We start from the raw sequence: 18766 nt of genomic DNA, 5'->3' as shown, positions 1-18766 counted from the left end.
TTTTAGAGCAGTGTTATGAACGCTAGACAAAATCAAATAGTACAGTTAGTTAATGAGCGTAAACGAATTCAAGTTACTGAACTTGTCGAGCTTATTGGTGTGTCTGGCGTTACCATCCGTCAAGATTTGAATCTTCTTGAGCAGGAAGGTTATCTCAAACGAGTTCACGGTGCGGCGACCACTCTGCAAAGTGATGATATTGATAACCGCTTGGAGGTTCATTTCAATATCAAACAATCTCTAGCCAACAAAGCCGCAGATTTGGTTGCGCGTAATGAAACTGTGCTGATCGAAGGTGGAAGCGCAAATGCTTTGTTAGCGAGAACTCTAGCAGAGCGTGGCGACGTTACTATCGTTACCCCGTCCGCCTATATCGCACACCTCATTCGTAATACCTCAGCCAATATCATATTGCTCGGTGGGGTATATCAGCATCAAGGTGAAAGTCTCGTTGGCCCGTTAACCAAGCTGTGTATTGAAAATATCCATTTTAGTACCGCATTTTTAGGCGTTGATGGTTTTCATCAAGATACGGGCTTTACCAGTCGGGATATGATGCGCGCAGATATTGCTTCGACAATATTGGCGAAACAGCGCCGAAATATCATACTGACCGACTCGAGTAAGTTCGGACAAATATACCCTTCGACCATTGGACGTTTTGACCAAATATCTATTCTTCTTACCGATGATAACGCTTCGCAAAGTGATCTTAGTTTTTTAAAACAACAAGGTATTGAGGTTATCCTCGGGTAAGTGCGATACGAAGTTTGCACAAAGTATTGTGTGACATATAGACATGGTGCGTTGTTTTGGTTATACAGATTGAAAAGTTGAATAGTTAAGTCGAGGACAGGATGTTAGAAGCGTTTGGTGTTATCAATATTTGGACCTATTTGGTTGGTCTGACAATGATCATTCTTGCTCCGGGTCCAAACTCTCTTTATGTATTGAAATCAAGCTCGTCACTGGGTGTGAAAGCTGGCTATCAAGCCGCGTCTGGTGTGTTGATCGGCGATGCTGTTTTAATCCTGCTCTCTTATTTGGGAGTCGCGTCACTCATTCAAACTTCTCCAGTTTTGTTCACTATCATTCGCTATCTTGGTGCGGCTTACCTGCTGTATTTAGGTATTAAAATCATCCATCAGCTGATGAGCAAAAAAGGTGAAGAGGGGGCAGAAATGGCGCGCCCTAAGAAGAAAGAGAACGTGTTTGCTAAGTCACTTACTTTGAGTTTGACCAACCCAAAAGCGATTCTTTTCTATGTGTCGTTTTTCATCCAGTTTATTGATTACACTTATGAGCACACTTGGGCGTCTTACCTGATTTTGGCAACCATTTTGGAAGTGTTCAGCATTGTGTATTTAAGTGCTCTGATCTTTTTGGGCACATCACTTACTCAACTGTTTAAGAACAACAAAGCCTTAGCGAATCTAGGTAATGGTCTGTTAGGTATGTTCTTTATGGGATTCGCAGCTCGTTTGGCGAGTTTGAGTTAAAAGCCTATAATTACTTTTCGTTAAGCCGACAACGGTAACCAACGCCTCTCACTGACTGGATGATATCGGCCTTATCATCCAATTTTCTTCTCAAAGACCGTATGATGGTATCTACGACGTTACTAGAACCTTCATACTCTATTTTCCATACTTGTTTAAGCAACGTTTTACGAGTAATCACTGTGCCTTGTTGACTGAGTAGGAGTTCTAGAGTGCCGAATTCTAAGGGGGTTAAATCGATACGAGTGTGACTTAGAACTAATTGGCGGGCGTTGCTATCGAACCAGTCAGGGTACTCCAAATTCGTTTGCTCCTGATTGACCTCCTGTATTAATCGTTTCGAAACCCAATCGTCTACAGAGCCTTCTCCCATATCCAGCATTGCTGAATAATAGGATTTATCGTTAATCTGGTAGTCTAAATCCAATACTTGAAACCCAAGTTCTGTCGCGATGAGCGAATAGGGCTGTAGATCGTTCACGGTCAGATAAACTCTTCTCAATTCTGGCCTCATTTCCAAATAAGCTCGTTTTATATCAAGCCAGCATGCAGCCTGTGCACCACATAATGATTCTCCTTCGTTCAATGATAACCAGCGCCTGATAAATAAGCATTGGTTTAGGTTGCAGTTGTTTTTGTCATTAGAGAGATGTTGAGCCCAGAGTGAAGTGATTGGATCTTGGTTGATTAATTCTAGAGATACATCGCCAGGTTTGATCAGGCAGTAAAATCCTACTGTTTGATTGCTACTGTTTTTAATACAGTGAAAGGTGTTTATTTGTTTCTCCCACCATTGCTGGTAGACCCTATACATCTCTGGAGCTTCGTGTTTTTCAATGATGGCAAATATCGCATCTCGGTTATGTTCATCTGCGGGCTCTACACTGTATTCTCTCTGATCAAATGGTGGGAAAAATGCTGAACGGATAACACTGTTTTCAACCAAGTAAATAATATCAGCGGTATAACGCCAGAGTTGGCTCGGCGACGAATGTCTCATTTCTTCATTTAACAATACACAGGCACGATGTCTATATTGGCAGTAGCGGATTGGGTATTGAGATTTCATATTCGCTGAAATGACGTTTTTTAGTATGTCATGTAGGCTCAGCCCATCTTCTCTATGCTCTACGAATTCTATTTCCGAAAGGGCGTTATAAAGACACGCACCTACATTCTCTTCAACGTTTAACATCGCAGTGAGTAATGGCTCGTATATCCTACGGACAATCGCTGTCGCCTCCAAAGCCTGTTTTAACTGATGGCCTTTTATATCCTCAACAAAATACTGTACCAATGTTTGAACCACATCATTAGGTGGGATTTCATTTAACTTGCGCTGAGACTGTTCTAGAACCGCTGAACTTGCAAGTTGAAGGGCTAGTGGGTGTCCATGAGCGAATTGATTGATCCCCATAGCGACTATTTGTGTATGACCAAGAGTCTGTAAGTAGCTAACCGCAGCAGAAAAACTGAGACTGTTAAGTTTCATACAGCGGAATTCACTGTTATCTGGTGGATTAATGACCCATTGTCTATCGGGATGAATTCGACCAGAAAAAATGAGTCTTAGCTGCCCGTGCATATGTGGTACGAATTCTCGCCTGAGCCAAGTTTCAATTAAGTTTAATGATTCAAACTGATCGATAACCAAGATCGTTTTCGGAGCAATTGAGCAACAGATTGAAGAGAGATTATCTTCGCAATTGGTTAACTTACTTAATTTTTTGATGAAGGCTTTAGGCGTTGGTTCTATATGTTGGCAGTTAATTGTCAGACATTGGTTGGAGTGACGTTTAATGAATTGATTTAATAGCGTAGTTTTGCCCACGCCAGGAATCCCATATAAACCAATTACGTCAGGGCCATGCTCATCAAATACTTGTTCTAGAAAACTCAACTCGGAAGCACGTGTTGTTTCTACAATAGACCTCACCGTGTTCATCCATTTTGGTGACTTTTACTGTTATTGATAATAGTAGAAATAATTATTATCACACCGAATTCTCATGAAAATCTCATCATAAAGAATGATTCTAGAGGCTATGTTTGATGGGACAGATGAAAGAAACGGGAGGTTATATGAGATTCTTTCAATTATGTTTAATAGCTACGATGAGCATTTTATTTGGTTGTTCGTCAGCGCAAATGGCTAACAATGAGCTGCTAAAAAGAGCTGAGAGTGCAGCCCCATCAGATATTAGTTCAACTGCAACAATATTGGCTGTAGATGGTACCGTATTAAGGGAGGGTACATCTGACTGGGTATGTTATCCGGGAATTCCACTTATGCCAGGCGATTTGCATCCTATGTGCGTAGATTCTGTATGGCAAGATTTCTTAAAGTCTGCGTCGGAAGGAAAGCCTTTTGTAACTAGTTCAATGGGAATTTCTTACATGTTGCAGGGGGATGCAAATGTGAGCAATGCAAACCCTATGGCAACAGATCCCAACAATGGGGATGTGTGGGTTAAAGAAGGACCACATCTTATGATCGCTGTACCCAAATACTTGCTCAAGGACTTGAGTGAAGACCCTTATAACGGAGGACCTTATGTAATGTGGAAAGATACACCTTACGCACACATTATGGTTCCAATTAAGAACAAGTAGAAAGAGGTATGAGTATGTCGTTATTTGAAAGATTAGGTGGCAGTGAGGCCATAACCAAAATATCTAGTGATATAGTGGACTTACATCTTAGTAACCGTTCTATCTCAAATCGTTTCGCTAAGTCAGATGTGAATAAACTCAAGAAAACTGTTTCGGAATTTTTTATTACTGGTAGTGGAGGGCCAAATGTCTATAAAGGTGCCGATATGCTAGCGGCTCATAAAGGGATGAACATTTCTGCCGTTGAATTCATGGCCGTTCTTGATGATGCTCTAGAAGCGCTACAGAAAAATGGTATAGGTCAGCGAGAGCAGGAAGAGGTTTTGTTTATTCTTTATAGTATGCGTTCAGATATTATCTTGGTTTGAGTCGTAAATGAGGGTTATAGATAGGTGGCCACTTTGACCCTCACCCTTCTTCAACCCAATCTATATTTACGGCCAAGCGCGCTTTTTACCGCCCGAGTTCGCTTTAATCAGTTCTATCGCTTTCTTCGATTTGTCTTCAATCGAATCCAAGCTTTTCGCAACGTTAGCCTGAAACTGTTTGGTTAGCGCTACCTGTTCGACATCGGTTTTTGGCGCCGCTGGTGTCTGAAGCTTGTTGATCATTTGTGCCAATTGTTTGTTTTGGCTTTCCAGCGTTTTTACTTTCAGGTTGAGCTCTCTTAAAGCACTGTTTTGTTGTTCAATTTTGGCTTCAATACTGTTGAAGGCTTTGAGAATCTGCCCAACATTTTGCTCAGTCATCAAGTTCTCCGCATTTGGTTAATCTGGTTTTCTTACCACTAGGCAAGCTCTGAAACTTGGCTGCACGAGTGATAAACAGCCGCCAAGTATACAGATAAACCATGTCACTATTAAGTAGGAATACGCCGATATTTAGATTTCCCAATGCTGATGTTCGGCTTCTCTTTGCTCGGATAGATCACAGCAACAATACCTGCTAAAAATAGCGTGCACGAAATCCACTGAACGGTGGAGAGCGTTTCACCAAAGAACAGATATCCGCTCAACAAGGCAAACACACTGGTTAACAGGGTTAGCGGTGCAAGCTTCGACATTGGATAGCTGAGTACCATTTTGTTCCAAACCCAGTAACCGAATAGGGTGGTCGGGTAGGCTTGAAACAATACCGAAAACCACGCGCTGCCATTCCACTGTTCGTAAGTGGTGATAAGGCCTGCCACTCCATTAATAGCAATGCTCAGTAGAACAAGCGGAATAGGGGCAAACAACATTCCCCAGATATTAAAGGCGAATGGCGCTTTGGTTCCTGAATGGCGGATAATCACTCCCATCATTGGCCAGCAAATGGCAGCAATAAGAATGAAGACAAAACCCAGCAAGGTGATGTTGCCATTGGTATAGATAATCGACAGAGTTAAACCAACCAGTGCCGCGAGAATCCCAAACCACATTTGTTTGGTGATCACTTCTTTATAAAGCAAAGCACCTACTGCGATACTGGTTAAAACGTCCAGTTGCAGCAGAACCGAGGCCATTCCCGATGAAAGCCCAAAAGCAATCGAGCAATACGCCATACCCCAAATACCTGTGCCGAAGACTAAACCGTAAGCCATTAAGTATTTAATTGGGACGTTAGGCTTTTTCACAAAAAAGATGATAGGGAAAGTCGCTAGTATGAATCGAGCAGCCGCAATCAAAAAAGGATCGAGTTGGTTTACACCGAGTTTGATAGCGGAAAAATTCACGCCCCAAATGACCATAACCCCAATAACGAGTAATAAATGTTTTCCCTGCACAATAAACTCCTAGTGTTCACAATATGGTCAGAGTATTACTTGAGTTACTAAACCAGTACAGATACAATTTTTTAAAATTTAATCAGTACAATTTATCGCTATGCAGAAATACAAACAGTTAGCAGAGAAGATCATTGAAGATATTCAGTCCACCAAACTTAAGCATGGTGACCGTATGCTTTCACTACGTTTGTTTGCCAAACAGCATGGTGTGAGTGTTTCGACGGCGGTAAGTTGCTATCAAGACCTAGAACAAAGAGGGTGGCTCGAAGCTCGTCCTCAGTCGGGTTTCTTTATCTGTTCACAAACGCCGGTTGTGGCGACTCCATCTTGGCAGAGATTTGCGACTCAGCTTGCGACTAATGTTAGGCCACGCATAAAACCTCAAGTTAAATCGGGGCCACTAGGCATCGCTTGCATTGAGTTGGATGTCACAGCGCAACGCGCGTTGGATAAGAGTTTTCGCCGCGTCATGACGCAATCGCCTTCCAGATTGACACAGTATCCAAATAAACAGGGTGAACCTGTTCTGCGGGATGCTTTAAGCTCTCACTTCAGCCAGTTGGGATTTGCATTGCGTCCGGATGAACTGGTGATTACTCATGGATGTATGGATGCAGTAAAAACAGCATTGCAGATCTGTGTTAAGGCTGGCGATACCGTTGCAGTCAGCTCTCCGTGCTTTAACGGGTTGTTGGAGCTACTTGCTAACTTGGGTTTAAAAATCATTGAGATTCCATCTGTAGAAGATGGCATCGATCTCGATGCTCTGGAACGACTGTTTCAAAACAAGCAAGCGCAAGCGGGGCTGTTTTGTACCACGCACATGAATCCTCAAGGCATTACCATGTCGGCTAAACAGAAAAAGCGCTTAAGTCTGCTCGCAAGCCAGTATCAAATTCCTGTGATTGAAGATGACGTGTATTTCGAACTGAATCATTCGGATAAATTGCATTTGCCGACGGCTTATTATGATGAAAGTGGTTACGTGATTTGGTGTGGCTCTTTCTCTAAGACTCTTTCACCAAGTTACCGTTTGGGTTGGTGCCGACCAGGTAAGTTCGTTGCAAAATATACTCAACAGTACGAAGGCGTACCCACGCTTATTCAAACTGCGATAGCCGATTTCATTCAAACGGGCGCTTACAGCCGCCATCTTAAGCGCACCAGACAGCAGTTGGCGATCAACAAGCAAGATTACACCCGTTTCTTAGTACAGCATTTGCCGCAAAACAGCCGCATTACTCAACCTGATGGTGGTCTGGTACTTTGGCTTCAGGTCGCTGGTTTAAGTTCAGATAAACTCAATGTCGAGGCGATTAAATCCAATATGGATATACGGGTTGGCAGCGTATTTACCGAATCGCAACGCTACGATGATTGTGTTCGGATTAATATTGGGTTTGCTCTGAACAACGAAATTGAGCGCTTACTGAGTAAGCTTATTGAGCTGATTAATAACTGTCTGCCGCAGGATTCTTTGCAAGTCGCGATGTTGGAAACGGAACAACTTGCAGCAACAAGCAAACAACAATAAACGCTAAGCCATACCAGCCAATAAGAGTGAATCTTTCTCCGACTAAACTGACGGCAAACAAAGTGGCAACAGCAGGTTCTAGCTGAGTGATCAATGTAGCTGTGCTGGCTTCCAATTGTTTTAGTGCATGGCCAAACAGCAGATAGCCTAAAAACATAGGTACGGTTGCCATATAGATCACCACAGCCGTATGCTTTGCATCGGCAAAAAGGTTGTCACCAGTCACCCACAATGACGGCAGCAATAGTGTGGCAGCCAAACCAAACATACTCGCCATCGCTGATTGAGAACTCACTCCTCGTTCAATCATGCCACGAGCCGCCCATGAATACGTAGCGTAAGTTAACGCGGCGATAAGTCCCAGCCCTATACCGATTAAGTGCAGCAGAGAGGCCTCGGCAGAGTATGAGCTGTCTTGTTTACCTAACGTGAGTAACACGATTCCTATTGCACCCACAATAAAAGAAATCACCCAGTGTAGTGATATTGATTTTTTGCTGATTAGACGCTCAAGAAGGACAGAAAAGAAAGGGGCGCTGGAAATAGAGATTAATGTCCCAATCGCCACGCCTGAAAAACGCATAGATGAATAAAAAGCAAGAGGATAGACAGCCACGGCTGCGCCGCCACATAACAGAAGCTTGTAGTTTCTTACCAGTGTGGCGATATCTTTGGTCAGCTTTTTTCGGGCATTAATCAGCAGCAATAAGCCACCGCCACCCATGGCTGATGCGCCGATGGCAAGAGGGCTAATATCTGGCGCAAAACTGGCGGCGGTTCCGGTTGTTCCCCAGAACACACTCGCTAATACAACGGCGAATATTCCGCTGATATTGGTATTACTCTTCAACATAGCCACTCCATTAACGTACTTGATACGAGTGAAATGGTATGCGTATTTTCTTAGTTAGTTTGTGCAGATTGGACGCTTGTTTTGGCAGTAAAGACGGAGTTAACGGGTTAGCTTTGAGGGAGGAAGACCAAAATGTTGCGAAAAACGGCGGCTAAAAGCACTGTGGTCGGCATAGCCCACAGATTCCGCGACGATTTGAATAGGGTAGTCAGTATGGATAAGCAACGCTTGTGCTTTTTCCATTCGCTTGTGAGTAATGTATTGGGTCACCGTTAAAGCCGTTTGCTCTTTGAACAGCTTTTTTAACTGGGTTGGACTTAAAAAAGCAATTGCCGCCAGTTGAGTAATCGAAAGCGGCTGGGCAAGATGGGTTTCGATATATTCTTGAACTTTTCTGATCCTATAGTCGAACTGCTTAAGTATTTGTTGTTCACTAAGCAAAAGCGAGATAGTGGTTAACATCAGTTGTTCAATTTCTGTATTCACTTGATACTTGAGTTGCTCTTCTATGAAGCTCAAGTAGTGCATTAAAGGTGGGCTGATTGAAAAGACGATAGTGTCAGAATCTAAAATGTGCGGAGGCAGATGTTCGAGATCGGCCACAACAAAACGCGCTTCTGTTTCTGCCGCGAAATAATGCATTTCGTTTGCACGAACAACAACACACTCTCCGGGCCTTACTGCCCCTTTGAATGCTTCAACTTCAATGTTAATGACACCACGAACAGGCAAAACCAACTGATGAAAATGGTGGCTATGCCCGTTCTTTTGACGGCTGTATGAGCGAATTGAGAGAGAGTTGGAATTAAGCATTCATCAATTTTCGATATTAACGATCATCTGACCCTAGCAAAAACGTGAAGACACTATATCCCTAAAGCTGCCCCTGCAACAATGAAGAATGCGACACATACAACGATGGGTAACTTAAGCTGCTTAAGCAGATAGAAGCCAACCAATACCAAGGCAATGTCGGTTGCATTAAACACCGCGCTGGTGAATACCGGTTGGTATAATGCTGCGGCCAGTAAACCAACGACGGAAGCATTTACGCCGTTCAGCGCACCTGAAATGGTGGGGTTATCTGCCAGTGCATGCCAGTTCTTCAACACCGCTAACAGCAGTAAGAAACCGGGGAGGAACACCGCTATAGTCGCTAACAATGCACCTAAAACTGGAGCATTTGGCATCAAAGCGTAACCTAAGTACGTCGCGAAAGTGAACATCGGCCCCGGTACTGCCTGAGCTGCCGCGTAACCCGTTAGAAACGTATCTTGACTAAGCTGATCGCCTACAAGGTTTTGCAGCAAAGGTAGAACGACATGTCCGCCACCAAACACTAAGCTACCCGCTTGGAAGAAATCACCGAACAACTGAACGCTTGGATGACTCGATAGCACAGAAGTGCCAATCAAAATGGCAACAAACAACAGTAACGGCACATAACTGGGTTTAAATGAACTTTGTGCTTTGGCTATGTCACCTTTGATGTAGATTGTGCCGATAACCGCCGCCAAAATTAATACCAATAGTTGCGTCGTAATACTTGGAACAACCAGCAGCATGCTTGCCGTTAAAAGGGCTAAACCTGCCGAGAGTTTGGTTGAGCAGAAGTTCTTGTACATTCCCCAAGTTGCATCGGCAACCACAACCACAGCAAGCAGTTTAAGCCCGTGTACGATGTTGTGGAACAGAGCAGTATCGGTGATCTGACTGCTTACTAAAGCAAGAACCAGCATCAGAATGATTGAAGGGGCAGTGAAGCCGATGAATGCGGCTGTGGCTCCGACTAAACCACCGCGTTTATAACCAATTGAAAAGCCGACCTGACTAGAACCTGGGCCGGGCAAAAATTGGCTGAGTGCCACTATCTGAGCATATTCGTTGTCGTCTAACCATTTAAGCTTTTCAACGAAGGTTTGGCGAAAATAACCAATGTGAGCCGCTGGGCCGCCGAAGCTAATCCAACCTAACCAGAAGAAGGTTTTGAAGATAGTGAGCATGTAAATAAGCTTCCTTTATCGATGTTGCGCCATGAATATCTAAAGCAAGCTCCAATTTCAACCTATCTCGTTAATAATTCACAATTATTTAATGTAAAAAGCCATTACCGAATGTGTCAGAAGTTCATCTTCCGCTTTGTCCGGTAATGGCTTGAAGTGGTTTATTTTAAGATTACTTGTTTAAAGTTTGAAATTACCTACCAGCTTGTCGAGCTCAGTGGAGAGTCTTTGCAAATGAGTGCTGGACTGATTGAGTTGTTCTGAAATATCTGTGGTTTCAGAAGTCAGTTGGTTAATCTCTTCCAGATTTCGATTGATATCGACAACAACGGTCGATTGTTCCTCAGTGGCTGTCGCAACTTGAATATTTTGCGCGTTGATATGCTCAATGTGGCTGCTGATCTGCCCCAGAGAAGTCGTAGCATTATCGGCAAAGCCGACAACTAAGTTACTTTGATTTCGTCCTTTATCCATAGCGTTAACTGCTCGGCGAGATTCAGTCTGCAATCGATCGATGATGTTTTGGATCTCTTCAGTTGATTGCGCTGAGCGACTGGCAAGTGTGCGAACTTCGTCGGCCACAACAGCGAAACCGCGCCCTTGTTCTCCGGCGCGCGCTGCTTCAATCGCCGCATTAAGTGCCAGTAAGTTTGTTTGATCAGAGATGTTGCGAATAGTGTCCAAAGTTAAGCTGATATCGTCGACTTGTTTCGCCAGTGACTGAACAATCTCTGTCGCTTCTTCGAGTTCTCTCGACAGTTCACCAATTTGCTCACGCGCCTGACCGACCACATTACGCCCATCGCTGGATTGATGCGTTGCTTCGTTAGCGGCTTCGGCAGCCTGTGAGGCGTTGGCAGCAATTTCATCAACGGTCGCACCTAACTGATGAATCGCAGTAGATACTTGAACGGTGCGATCTCTTTGCGAGGTGCAGTTATGACGAGTATGGTCTGCACGTTCAGAGACGTTGCCAGCCATTTCGGCCAAATCACGTGAATTTCTTGCCACTTGAACCATTGAGGTATGTACCTTCTCAATAAATTGGTTGAAGCTGTTCGCGATATGGGTCAGCTCATCTCGGCCCTCGACTTCGATTCGGGTATTCAATGCCATATCCTGTGCCGCGTTATTCATGGTTTCACGCAGATAGGTCACTCGTCTGCGAAGATTCAGCACGATGGATGACGAGATAATGAATGAAATCAGCAGGCCAATAATGCTGATCACAATCAGTGTATTGCGGTTCGAGGTATAGGTTTCGTGACTGAGTGAATTTTGTACCTCTGCCTGTTGTAACAAGGTATCCAATATGACATTGGCTTCTTTTCTCATTACACCGTAACTTTTAGCGTATTTATCACGGTAGATTTGTTGCGCGCTAGACAGGTCACCTTTGTCCAAAGCATCGAGCATTGGGTTGAGTTCGTCTTTCACTACTACCTCAAATGCATCTGCGAGTTTTTGAACACGCTCTTTAAGCACTAAATCGGACTGAGCTTTAACCGCGTCATCCAAAGCCACTCTCATTTCAGGAATGTCTTCTGTTCTTGCTTCTTTGACGCGTGTAGCAATGCCTTTGGCATCACGAAGGGCGGTTTCCTGTAGCAGCATCATATCTATTCCGACACGCATTCTTGGAATTCTAGACGCCGTTTCTGCCATAGCACGCATTGGTGCTGCTGTGTTTAAGTACATCGCTTCGGTTTTCTTATCGATGGAATCCATTGAATTAAGGCTTTGTAAGCCAACAGTAATTAATGCTAGGCAGGGGATGGTTACAGTAATTAGCAAACGGGTTTTTAAGGTGAAATTATTGATGAGCATAACGTTAAATATCCATGTCTGTTGCTGTTATGGATAAGGACTTTACCAAGTCGCCAATAATTAAAATGGTGGAATTTTAATCGGATGTGAATGTGGACACAGTTTTGCAAGACAACATGTCGAGATTGCGAGGAATTATAGAATTTTCATAAATTTAAATGAGTTTAATTGAAACAGGGTTGACCCCTATGAACTCAAAAACTTGTTCATAGGGGGTGTACGAGGGAAAAGCTAGAGCTTGAAGTTACCGACCAGTTTGTCCAACTGAGAGGAGAGCTGTTGCAGACTATTACTGGATTGATTTAGTTGCATAGCAATATCGGTTGTTTCAGTGGTCAGATGGTTAATTTCTTCAACATTGCGGTTAATGTCTTCGACCACGGTAGATTGCTCTTCCGTTGCCGTCGCCACCTGTATGTTCTGTCCGCTAATTTGGTCTATGTGGCTGTTGATTTGCTCTAAGGCGCTGGTGGCGTTGTCTGCATATTCAACCACTCGGTCACTTTGTTCACGACCTTGCTGCATCGCTTCAACCGCACGTTTGGACTCTGATTGAAGTTTATCGATCACCTGCTGAATTTCTTCTGTGGAATTAGCTGATCGACTAGCCAAGGTTCTGACTTCATCAGCAACCACAGCAAAGCCTCGACCTTGGTCGCCAGCTCGCGCGGCCTCAATGGCTGCGTTGAGCGCAAGTAGGTTAGTTTGATCGGAAATGTTACGAATCGTATCCAAGGTTGAACTGATGTCGTTCACTTGTTTAGCCAGCGATTCAACGACGTTTGTTGCTTTTTGTAGCTCAAGGGACAAAGCACCAATTTGATCTCTTGCTTGCATAACGACTTTTTGACCATCACTCGACTGGTGAGTCGCTTCATTTGCTGCATCTGCTGCCTGAGCAGCATTAGCCGCGATTTCACTCACTGTTGCGCCTAGTTCATGAATTGCCGTTGCCACTTGCACTGTTCGGTCGCGTTGAGATGTGCAATTACTTTGAGTATGACGAGCTCGCTCTGATACATCTCGAGCCATTACTGCCAGTTGGCGAGAGTTCTCTGCTACCTGATTAATTGCACTGTGGACTTTTTCCATAAACAAGTTAAAGCTGTCGCCAATCTCTGTCAGCTCATCTTTGCCATCCAACTTGATTCTCGTGTTTAATGACATGTCTTGTGCGGCAGTCGTAATGGTATCTCTTAATGTTGATACTCTCTTGCGTAAGCTCATAACAATTGCAGAAGAGATGATAAAGGAGATGATAAGACCTGCGCTAATGATGATAATCTGCGTCGTTCTGCCGGAGATATAGCTATCGTGGCTCAGCTTATTTTGTGATTCCGCTTGTGCCAACAAGGTCTCCAATAAGGTGTTAGCATCTTTACGCATCGTGCCGTAGGTCACCGCGTATTTCTCTTTGTATATTTTCTGTGCGGTTGCTGTGTCATCTTTATCAAGAGCTTCAAGAAGTGGGTTTAGCTCAGTACTGACCATTTTTTCAAAATCATTAAGCAAGCGTTGCACTTGCGCTTTTAGCTCTGGGTTTACTTGAGTGCTCACTGCAAGATTAAGCGCATCGCGCATTTCTGGAATATCTTCTTCTCGAGTTTCTTTAACACGAGTTTTTACCCCTTTCGCATCCCGTAGGCTCGTTTCTTGAAGCAGCATCATATCTATACCGACACGCATCCTTGGTATACGGGAAGCGGCTTCGGCTACTGCTCGCATAGGTGCCGCAGTATTAAGGTACATTTCTTGGGTTTTACTGGCCATTACCGACATGGCGTTCAGGCTTGCCAAACCTACAAATATCAATGCCAAGCAGGGGATTGCCACTGTAATAATCAATCTGCTTTTTAGCGTGAGTTTATCAATTAACATTGAGTGAATACCTTCCGTATTTTGATGTTAGACAGCGTTTGAGGCTCATTAAATGCCAGCTAAAAGAATGGCTGGCTAAGAGGTGTAACTAATAAAAAAGTTTATGTATTAATGAATAGCTTAGGCTAAAACGGAAGAACTGCTATGCACAGCAACGAAAATTGATTTGGTATTGTGACAGTCAGCCAGAAGGCAGGAAATTTAGCTTTCAAGTCTCGATATGACGACACCTGCCAGTTGTCAGCAAGTGAGGTGTTGGGACGCTAAGATGGTTCGCTTAGGCGAGGTGTTCAACCAATTGCTGCAGTGGCATGGGTCTACCTAAGTAATATCCTTGAGCTTGTTGACAGCCCATTTCTTGCAGGATTTTTAGTTGAGTTTCTGTTTCCACACCTTCGGCGACGAGATTAATACCAAAGCTGTTTGTCATGGCAATGATGGCACTGACAATGGTTTTGGAACGGTCATCGCTATCGACTTCGGAAATATAGCTGCGGTCGATTTTGATTTCATCGACCGTCAAATCTTTAAGCATGGCAAGTGACGTATAACCTGTACCAAAGTCATCGATAGAAATCGCAATACCACATTTCTGGAGTGATGAAATCAATTCAACACTGTTATTTAGGTTGTCCAATGTTGCGGTTTCAGTGATTTCTATGCTGACGAATGGGGCAATGGCTTTCTGAGCTTGGATGTATCGAACCAACTCGTGCATTTCGTCAGAGTCGTTGAACTCAGCTGCCGATACGTTAACGGCAATGGTTTTAATTTTGCTACCCAATAAGTCTGTTGAACTCAACTCTTTGGCCACTTTGCTGATCACCAACTTTGATATTTCGCCCGTTAAACCATGTTTTTCTGCGAGTGGGATAAACACATCCGGAGCGATAAACCCTTTAGACGGATGATTCCAACGTACTAATACTTCTACACCATTAACGTTCAACGTTTTCAAATCGTATTTGGGTTGATACACAACGCTGAGAACGTCATTGTCGATGGCATTGCGTAAATCCAACATCATCTGACGGCGTTGTAACGCCTTTTCGGTCAGGGTCTTATCGTGGTACTGGATCGCGTTCTTTTTCTCTTTTGCAACATTAAGCGCTTCTGTTGCAGAAACCATCAGCTCTTTGGCGGTGCTGCCATCTTGAGGATAAAGAGCAATGCTGATGCAGCATGTCGACTCAATTCCGTAATCTTTGGAAAGACGGTTATACAGACGTTGGATATCTTGCATGTGTTCGTCCATATCATATTCGCCTGTGATCTTGGCAAAGCTGGCAAACTGATCCGCATGCAAGCGAGAAGCAAATGATCCGGGTAATAAAGCTTGATTTAGTGCTTGGGCCAAATCTTGCAGAAAAGCATCGGCTTTATCAAAACCAATCGCATCATTAATTCTTTTGAAATCATCAATATCAAGGTAGCCAAGAATGAGCTGCTCATTGGGTTTGAGCTGTCTGATGGTCAGGTTCAACGTACGGACGAACATCGTCATACTGTGCAAGCCCGTCAGGCTATCCATATCGTTGGCTTTTTCTAAGGCATTGTTGCCCTTCAGTACCATAGCAAGCAGTAAACCTGCGGTGATAACAACAAAAGCTAAACCTTTGTATGTCTGAGCGACAGCACGCATTTGAGAATTGGGTAAAAGGGTTTCTACCGCAAGATCGGAGAAAAGAATCCATAAGGTAGCGAACAGAGCATACGTAGCGGCAACCTTTACCGCTGAAGTGACTGTACTGTTCATATTCCCTCTCTCCTGGGGTTGTTTATACTTGTAATAAAGTATGTCTAGCACACCATGAATGCTTACGGTTTGTCTAGTCAAAGAGTTCAATAACTAACTTATTATCTTTGATAACAAGATTTGGCTCAGCTGATTTCAATAATGCCTGCTCAACTTTACTGCTGTCCAGTTTGTATACCGGATACTGTGATAATGCTGTGCCGATCATTGAAACGGCTGGTTTCAGTAGCTGCTTAATTTCAGGCGTCAACAGTTGGCCTTCTTCATCAAAGCGGTCTAGACGCAGAGATTTCAAGAATATTTCGCCTGTCTCTTTGTCATATTCTGGGACTGCGCTGAACTCTAAATCCAATTCCAGTTTCTTCTCTGGTTGGTTCCAGATTTGTACTTTGGCGGTGGTGTTTGCAAGCACAGACACGCGGTCTGCGTCGGCCCGGCCAATATTCACATCGAGATCGTGAATAGAAACAAAAGCATGCATAACATTTTGAACCCCAACAGATTGTTCGAAACTGACGTTATCATGCAGATACTTAGTCATATCCTGCTCTGTCACGCTATAACTTGCACAACCAGCAAATGTTAGAGCGGCTAAAGGTAAAAGAAGTGATTTTAATGCTTTTTTGATCATGGACTTGGGCTCTTTTTATGCACGATAAAGATAGCTATGGGACATCATAGCGAATCATTTTGTACAACAATATGGGCGTTTTCTGATTCTGCATCATACTGTTTTGGTCATCATAAGAGCAAAGTCTTGTTTGCCGATAGTGTCAAGCTGTTACCTTTAATAAATTCAACAGTTATGAACGAGTTGTACAAACTTGATGGTGACCTGAGCCACATCAAAGGAATTGTGATCAAGGTCGCTATAATTCTCTGCTCATATTGGCTGAGAGAGTAGTGCGGTTTGGGTTTTATAAAAGAGCAGTTTGAACTACTCGCCCCCGGAGGCGATTTAGATTCGATCAAAGCAGCAATTGCAGCTGGTGCAGACGCAGTTTACTGCGGACTGGATAGATTTAATGCACGTAATCGAGCAACCAATATTACGCTTGATGTCCTTGAGGGTGTCATTGAACTTGCTCATCAACACAGCTGTAAGATCTTTCTCACCCTCAACATTGTTCTGCTTGAAAGTGAAATTCCATCCATTATTCGCTTGTTGACTCAGCTTAACGAGACTGAAGTCGATGGCGTTATCGTTCAGGACCTAGGTCTAGCATTTCTCATCAAACACTACTTCCCTCGCTTGGATATGCATGCGTCGACGCAGATGAACACTCACAATGAAGGGCAAATTAAGCTGCTGAGCAAACTCGGCTCTAGCCGTGTGAATTTATCCCGAGAGCTGAATATCGATGAAATCACCCATTTGGCGCAATATGGTCGAGAGCACAATGTATCTATGGAAGTCTTTGTGCATGGCTCTTATTGCATCGGTTTCTCAGGTCTGTGTTATTTCAGCTCGGCACTAAACGGTGCATCCGGTAACCGTGGACGTTGCAGTCAGCCTTGTCGTGATCAGTACCAAACCACTCACGCTGGCAACAATTACCCGCTCAACCTTAAAGACAACTCTGCTTTTGAAGATATGGATGCACTGGCTCGTGCAGGCGTCTATTCGCTGAAAGTGGAAGGGCGAATTAAGAAGTCACATTATGTTTACACTGTGGTTGATAATTGGCGCAAACAAATTGACCATTACTGTCAAACGGGCGAGATGCTCAGCGATATGTCTGAGCTTTATACGGTTTTCAATCGTGACTTTACCAATGGCTATCTCAAAGGCGATATCCATCGCGATATGTACATTGATAATCCGAGAAATTTCGCGGCGGCTCATTTTGCTTCTAAAAATGTTACCTCTAAAGGCTTGGCATATAAAGAATTTGCCGCAGCGAACGTTACTTCAGTGACTTCACAGGTAAGTCAGCCAGTTAAGCCGGATGTGTCCTTACAAGATGCTAAGAATTTTATTTATGATCGCAACACCGATGTTATTCGTAAGGTCGACGCGATTACTCAGGCAATGCCAATTACTGCCAATGCTAAGCGGAGCCTGAAAGGAAGCGGCTTTATCGCGAATATTCCACTACCTAAGTTCGATGCTAACGCAAAGTTAAACAGTACTACGAAGCTTTCGGTACTGATCGACAAGGCCAGTGATTTAGATTTAATTGAACAAGCCAGCGAAACAGAGTTTTTCTATCAAATACCGGATGCGCTAGAACTTCAGTACCAAGAAGTCTTGGATGTGTTTACTCGCTATCCAACCCTTATCCCTTATTTTCCTGCGATATTAATTGGTGAGCATTATCAAGCTGCGTGTCGACTGCTTGAACACATCAAACCGAAATGGTTGGTTACCAATAACCTTGGTGTTGCTGAAATCGCGCAAAGCCTGGGTTTAGCTTGGATAGCTGGACCTCAACTTAATATCACTAACTCGCTTTCCTTACAGTGTATTGAGCAAGAGCTGAAAGGTCATGGAGCGTTTATCTCCAATGAGCTAAGCGCTAACCAGATGAAGCGATTAGTCAGACCTGAAGGCTTTAGATTGTTTTACAGCCTCTATCATCCGATTCATTTGATGACCAGCAGACAGTGTCTGCTCATTCAAAGCATCGGCTGTAAGAAGCAGAGTATGAATAAAGGCTGTATGAAACGCTGTGAGAAAACCGCATCAATCATCAGCTTAAAAGAACAGTCTCATATCATTCACAAGCAGCGCGGCAATCACAATTGCCTATATGGTAACGAGAATTTCCTAAACTTGGATCTATTAGCTGAAGTGCCGAATCTGTTTACTGACATGATGATTGATTTACGAGATATCCCAACTCATACCAAATTGGCGGTAGGTAAAGCAGAGTTGATTGAGCTGTTTAAGCAAGCCTTGGAGGGGAATGAAGCAGCGCAGCAAACGTTGTCATCAAACATTATAGGGACAACAAACAAGCAGTATTTAAAAGGTTTGAAATAACGTCGTTTAGTCGGTTAAAAGAGAAGGGCAAACTTGTAGCAGTTTGCCC

The 18766-nt window shown here is 43.6% G+C and carries 16 protein-coding genes; 6 read left to right on the top strand and 10 right to left on the bottom strand.

The window, feature by feature from the left end; all coding sequences use genetic code 11:
- Window positions 1-15 precede the first annotated feature (15 nt).
- Complete coding sequence (locus tag L3V23_RS07870) at window positions 16-756, top strand: DNA-binding transcriptional regulator YciT (protein WP_042482975.1); 741 nt, start codon at window positions 16-18, stop codon at window positions 754-756.
- 101 nt (window positions 757-857) lie between these two features.
- Complete coding sequence (gene leuE / locus L3V23_RS07865) at window positions 858-1499, top strand: leucine efflux protein LeuE (protein ID WP_102942218.1); 642 nt, start codon at window positions 858-860, stop codon at window positions 1497-1499.
- A gap of 10 nt (window positions 1500-1509) precedes the next feature.
- On the opposite strand, the gene L3V23_RS07860 is transcribed toward leuE, so the two are convergent.
- A complete protein-coding gene (locus tag L3V23_RS07860) occupies window positions 1510-3444 on the bottom strand; it encodes a winged helix-turn-helix domain-containing protein (RefSeq protein WP_102965278.1) in 1935 nt (644 codons plus the stop codon).
- A gap of 107 nt (window positions 3445-3551) precedes the next feature.
- Here L3V23_RS07860 and L3V23_RS07855 point away from each other — a divergent pair, with 107 nt between their 5' ends.
- Together L3V23_RS07855 and L3V23_RS07850 are read left to right on the top strand one after the other, a co-directional pair.
- The gene (locus L3V23_RS07855; protein ID WP_237292164.1) at window positions 3552-4112 is read left to right on the top strand and encodes a hypothetical protein; all 561 of its coding nucleotides are present in this window, start codon (window positions 3552-3554) and stop codon (window positions 4110-4112) included.
- A 14-nt stretch (window positions 4113-4126) separates the two neighbouring features.
- Window positions 4127-4480, top strand: coding sequence for a group 1 truncated hemoglobin (locus L3V23_RS07850; RefSeq protein WP_219725501.1), 354 nt, complete (start codon window positions 4127-4129; stop codon window positions 4478-4480).
- 66 nt (window positions 4481-4546) lie between these two features.
- Here the strand turns inward: L3V23_RS07850 and L3V23_RS07845 are convergent, their stop codons facing one another.
- Together L3V23_RS07845 and L3V23_RS07840 are read right to left on the bottom strand one after the other, a co-directional pair.
- Window positions 4547-4861, bottom strand: coding sequence for a hypothetical protein (locus L3V23_RS07845; protein WP_102965279.1), 315 nt, complete (start codon window positions 4859-4861; stop codon window positions 4547-4549).
- A 110-nt stretch (window positions 4862-4971) separates the two neighbouring features.
- On the bottom strand, window positions 4972-5877 hold the full coding sequence (locus tag L3V23_RS07840; RefSeq protein WP_102965280.1) for an EamA family transporter: 906 nt from the start codon (window positions 5875-5877) through the stop codon (window positions 4972-4974).
- Between the two features lie 100 nt (window positions 5878-5977).
- Here L3V23_RS07840 and L3V23_RS07835 point away from each other — a divergent pair, with 100 nt between their 5' ends.
- Window positions 5978-7414: a PLP-dependent aminotransferase family protein gene (locus tag L3V23_RS07835; protein WP_102965281.1), complete on the top strand. Its 1437-nt coding sequence runs from the start codon at window positions 5978-5980 to the stop codon at window positions 7412-7414.
- Here L3V23_RS07835 and L3V23_RS07830 read toward each other — a convergent pair.
- The 7 genes from L3V23_RS07830 to L3V23_RS07800 form a co-directional block, all read right to left on the bottom strand.
- On the bottom strand, window positions 7332-8267 hold the full coding sequence (locus L3V23_RS07830; RefSeq protein WP_102954815.1) for an EamA family transporter: 936 nt from the start codon (window positions 8265-8267) through the stop codon (window positions 7332-7334). The two genes, L3V23_RS07835 and L3V23_RS07830, sit on opposite strands and share 83 nt — an antisense overlap.
- 99 nt (window positions 8268-8366) lie before the next feature.
- Complete coding sequence (locus tag L3V23_RS07825; RefSeq protein ID WP_102965282.1) at window positions 8367-9080, bottom strand: AraC family transcriptional regulator; 714 nt, start codon at window positions 9078-9080, stop codon at window positions 8367-8369.
- Between the two features lie 53 nt (window positions 9081-9133).
- Window positions 9134-10270, bottom strand: a complete 1137-nt coding sequence (gene chrA, locus L3V23_RS07820) for a chromate efflux transporter (RefSeq protein ID WP_102965283.1) — start codon at window positions 10268-10270, stop codon at window positions 9134-9136.
- 180 nt (window positions 10271-10450) lie between these two features.
- Window positions 10451-12097: a methyl-accepting chemotaxis protein gene (locus L3V23_RS07815; RefSeq protein ID WP_042483004.1), complete on the bottom strand. Its 1647-nt coding sequence runs from the start codon at window positions 12095-12097 to the stop codon at window positions 10451-10453.
- A 231-nt stretch (window positions 12098-12328) separates the two neighbouring features.
- Window positions 12329-13975 (bottom strand): methyl-accepting chemotaxis protein, encoded by a 1647-nt coding sequence (locus L3V23_RS07810; protein ID WP_102965284.1) that lies wholly within the window; start codon window positions 13973-13975, stop codon window positions 12329-12331.
- A gap of 277 nt (window positions 13976-14252) precedes the next feature.
- Window positions 14253-15731 carry a GGDEF domain-containing phosphodiesterase gene (locus L3V23_RS07805; RefSeq protein ID WP_102962554.1) on the bottom strand — a complete coding sequence of 493 codons (1479 nt, stop codon included), beginning with the start codon at window positions 15729-15731 and terminating at the stop codon, window positions 14253-14255.
- Between the two features lie 73 nt (window positions 15732-15804).
- Window positions 15805-16362 (bottom strand): DUF1439 domain-containing protein, encoded by a 558-nt coding sequence (locus L3V23_RS07800; protein WP_042483011.1) that lies wholly within the window; start codon window positions 16360-16362, stop codon window positions 15805-15807.
- A gap of 288 nt (window positions 16363-16650) precedes the next feature.
- On the opposite strand from L3V23_RS07800, the gene L3V23_RS07795 reads away from it, so the two are divergent.
- Window positions 16651-18717, top strand: coding sequence for a peptidase U32 family protein (locus L3V23_RS07795; RefSeq protein ID WP_180980267.1), 2067 nt, complete (start codon window positions 16651-16653; stop codon window positions 18715-18717).
- Window positions 18718-18766: the final 49 nt, after the last annotated feature.

It is taken from the genome of Vibrio sp. A1-b2, assembly GCF_021726015.1.
Classification (GTDB): domain Bacteria; phylum Pseudomonadota; class Gammaproteobacteria; order Enterobacterales; family Vibrionaceae; genus Vibrio; species Vibrio diazotrophicus.
This window is presented reverse-complemented; position numbering and strand designations above follow the sequence as displayed.

Bases quoted from the DNA above. Each gene is read 5' to 3' on its own strand.
- L3V23_RS07810 (WP_102965284.1), bottom strand. From the start codon at position 13,975: ATGTTAATTGATAAACTCACGCTAAAAAGCAGATTGATTATTACAGTG.
- L3V23_RS07835 (WP_102965281.1), top strand. From the start codon at position 5,978: ATGCAGAAATACAAACAGTTAGCAGAGAAGATCATTGAAGATATTCAG.
- L3V23_RS07800 (WP_042483011.1), bottom strand. From the start codon at position 16,362: ATGATCAAAAAAGCATTAAAATCACTTCTTTTACCTTTAGCCGCTCTA.
- L3V23_RS07845 (WP_102965279.1), bottom strand. From the start codon at position 4,861: ATGACTGAGCAAAATGTTGGGCAGATTCTCAAAGCCTTCAACAGTATT.
- L3V23_RS07815 (WP_042483004.1), bottom strand. From the start codon at position 12,097: ATGCTCATCAATAATTTCACCTTAAAAACCCGTTTGCTAATTACTGTA.
- chrA (WP_102965283.1), bottom strand. From the start codon at position 10,270: ATGCTCACTATCTTCAAAACCTTCTTCTGGTTAGGTTGGATTAGCTTC.
- L3V23_RS07870 (WP_042482975.1), top strand. From the start codon at position 16: ATGAACGCTAGACAAAATCAAATAGTACAGTTAGTTAATGAGCGTAAA.
- L3V23_RS07855 (WP_237292164.1), top strand. From the start codon at position 3,552: ATGGGACAGATGAAAGAAACGGGAGGTTATATGAGATTCTTTCAATTA.
- L3V23_RS07850 (WP_219725501.1), top strand. From the start codon at position 4,127: ATGTCGTTATTTGAAAGATTAGGTGGCAGTGAGGCCATAACCAAAATA.
- L3V23_RS07805 (WP_102962554.1), bottom strand. From the start codon at position 15,731: ATGAACAGTACAGTCACTTCAGCGGTAAAGGTTGCCGCTACGTATGCT.
- L3V23_RS07825 (WP_102965282.1), bottom strand. From the start codon at position 9,080: ATGCTTAATTCCAACTCTCTCTCAATTCGCTCATACAGCCGTCAAAAG.
- leuE (WP_102942218.1), top strand. From the start codon at position 858: ATGTTAGAAGCGTTTGGTGTTATCAATATTTGGACCTATTTGGTTGGT.
- L3V23_RS07860 (WP_102965278.1), bottom strand. From the start codon at position 3,444: ATGAACACGGTGAGGTCTATTGTAGAAACAACACGTGCTTCCGAGTTG.
- L3V23_RS07830 (WP_102954815.1), bottom strand. From the start codon at position 8,267: ATGTTGAAGAGTAATACCAATATCAGCGGAATATTCGCCGTTGTATTA.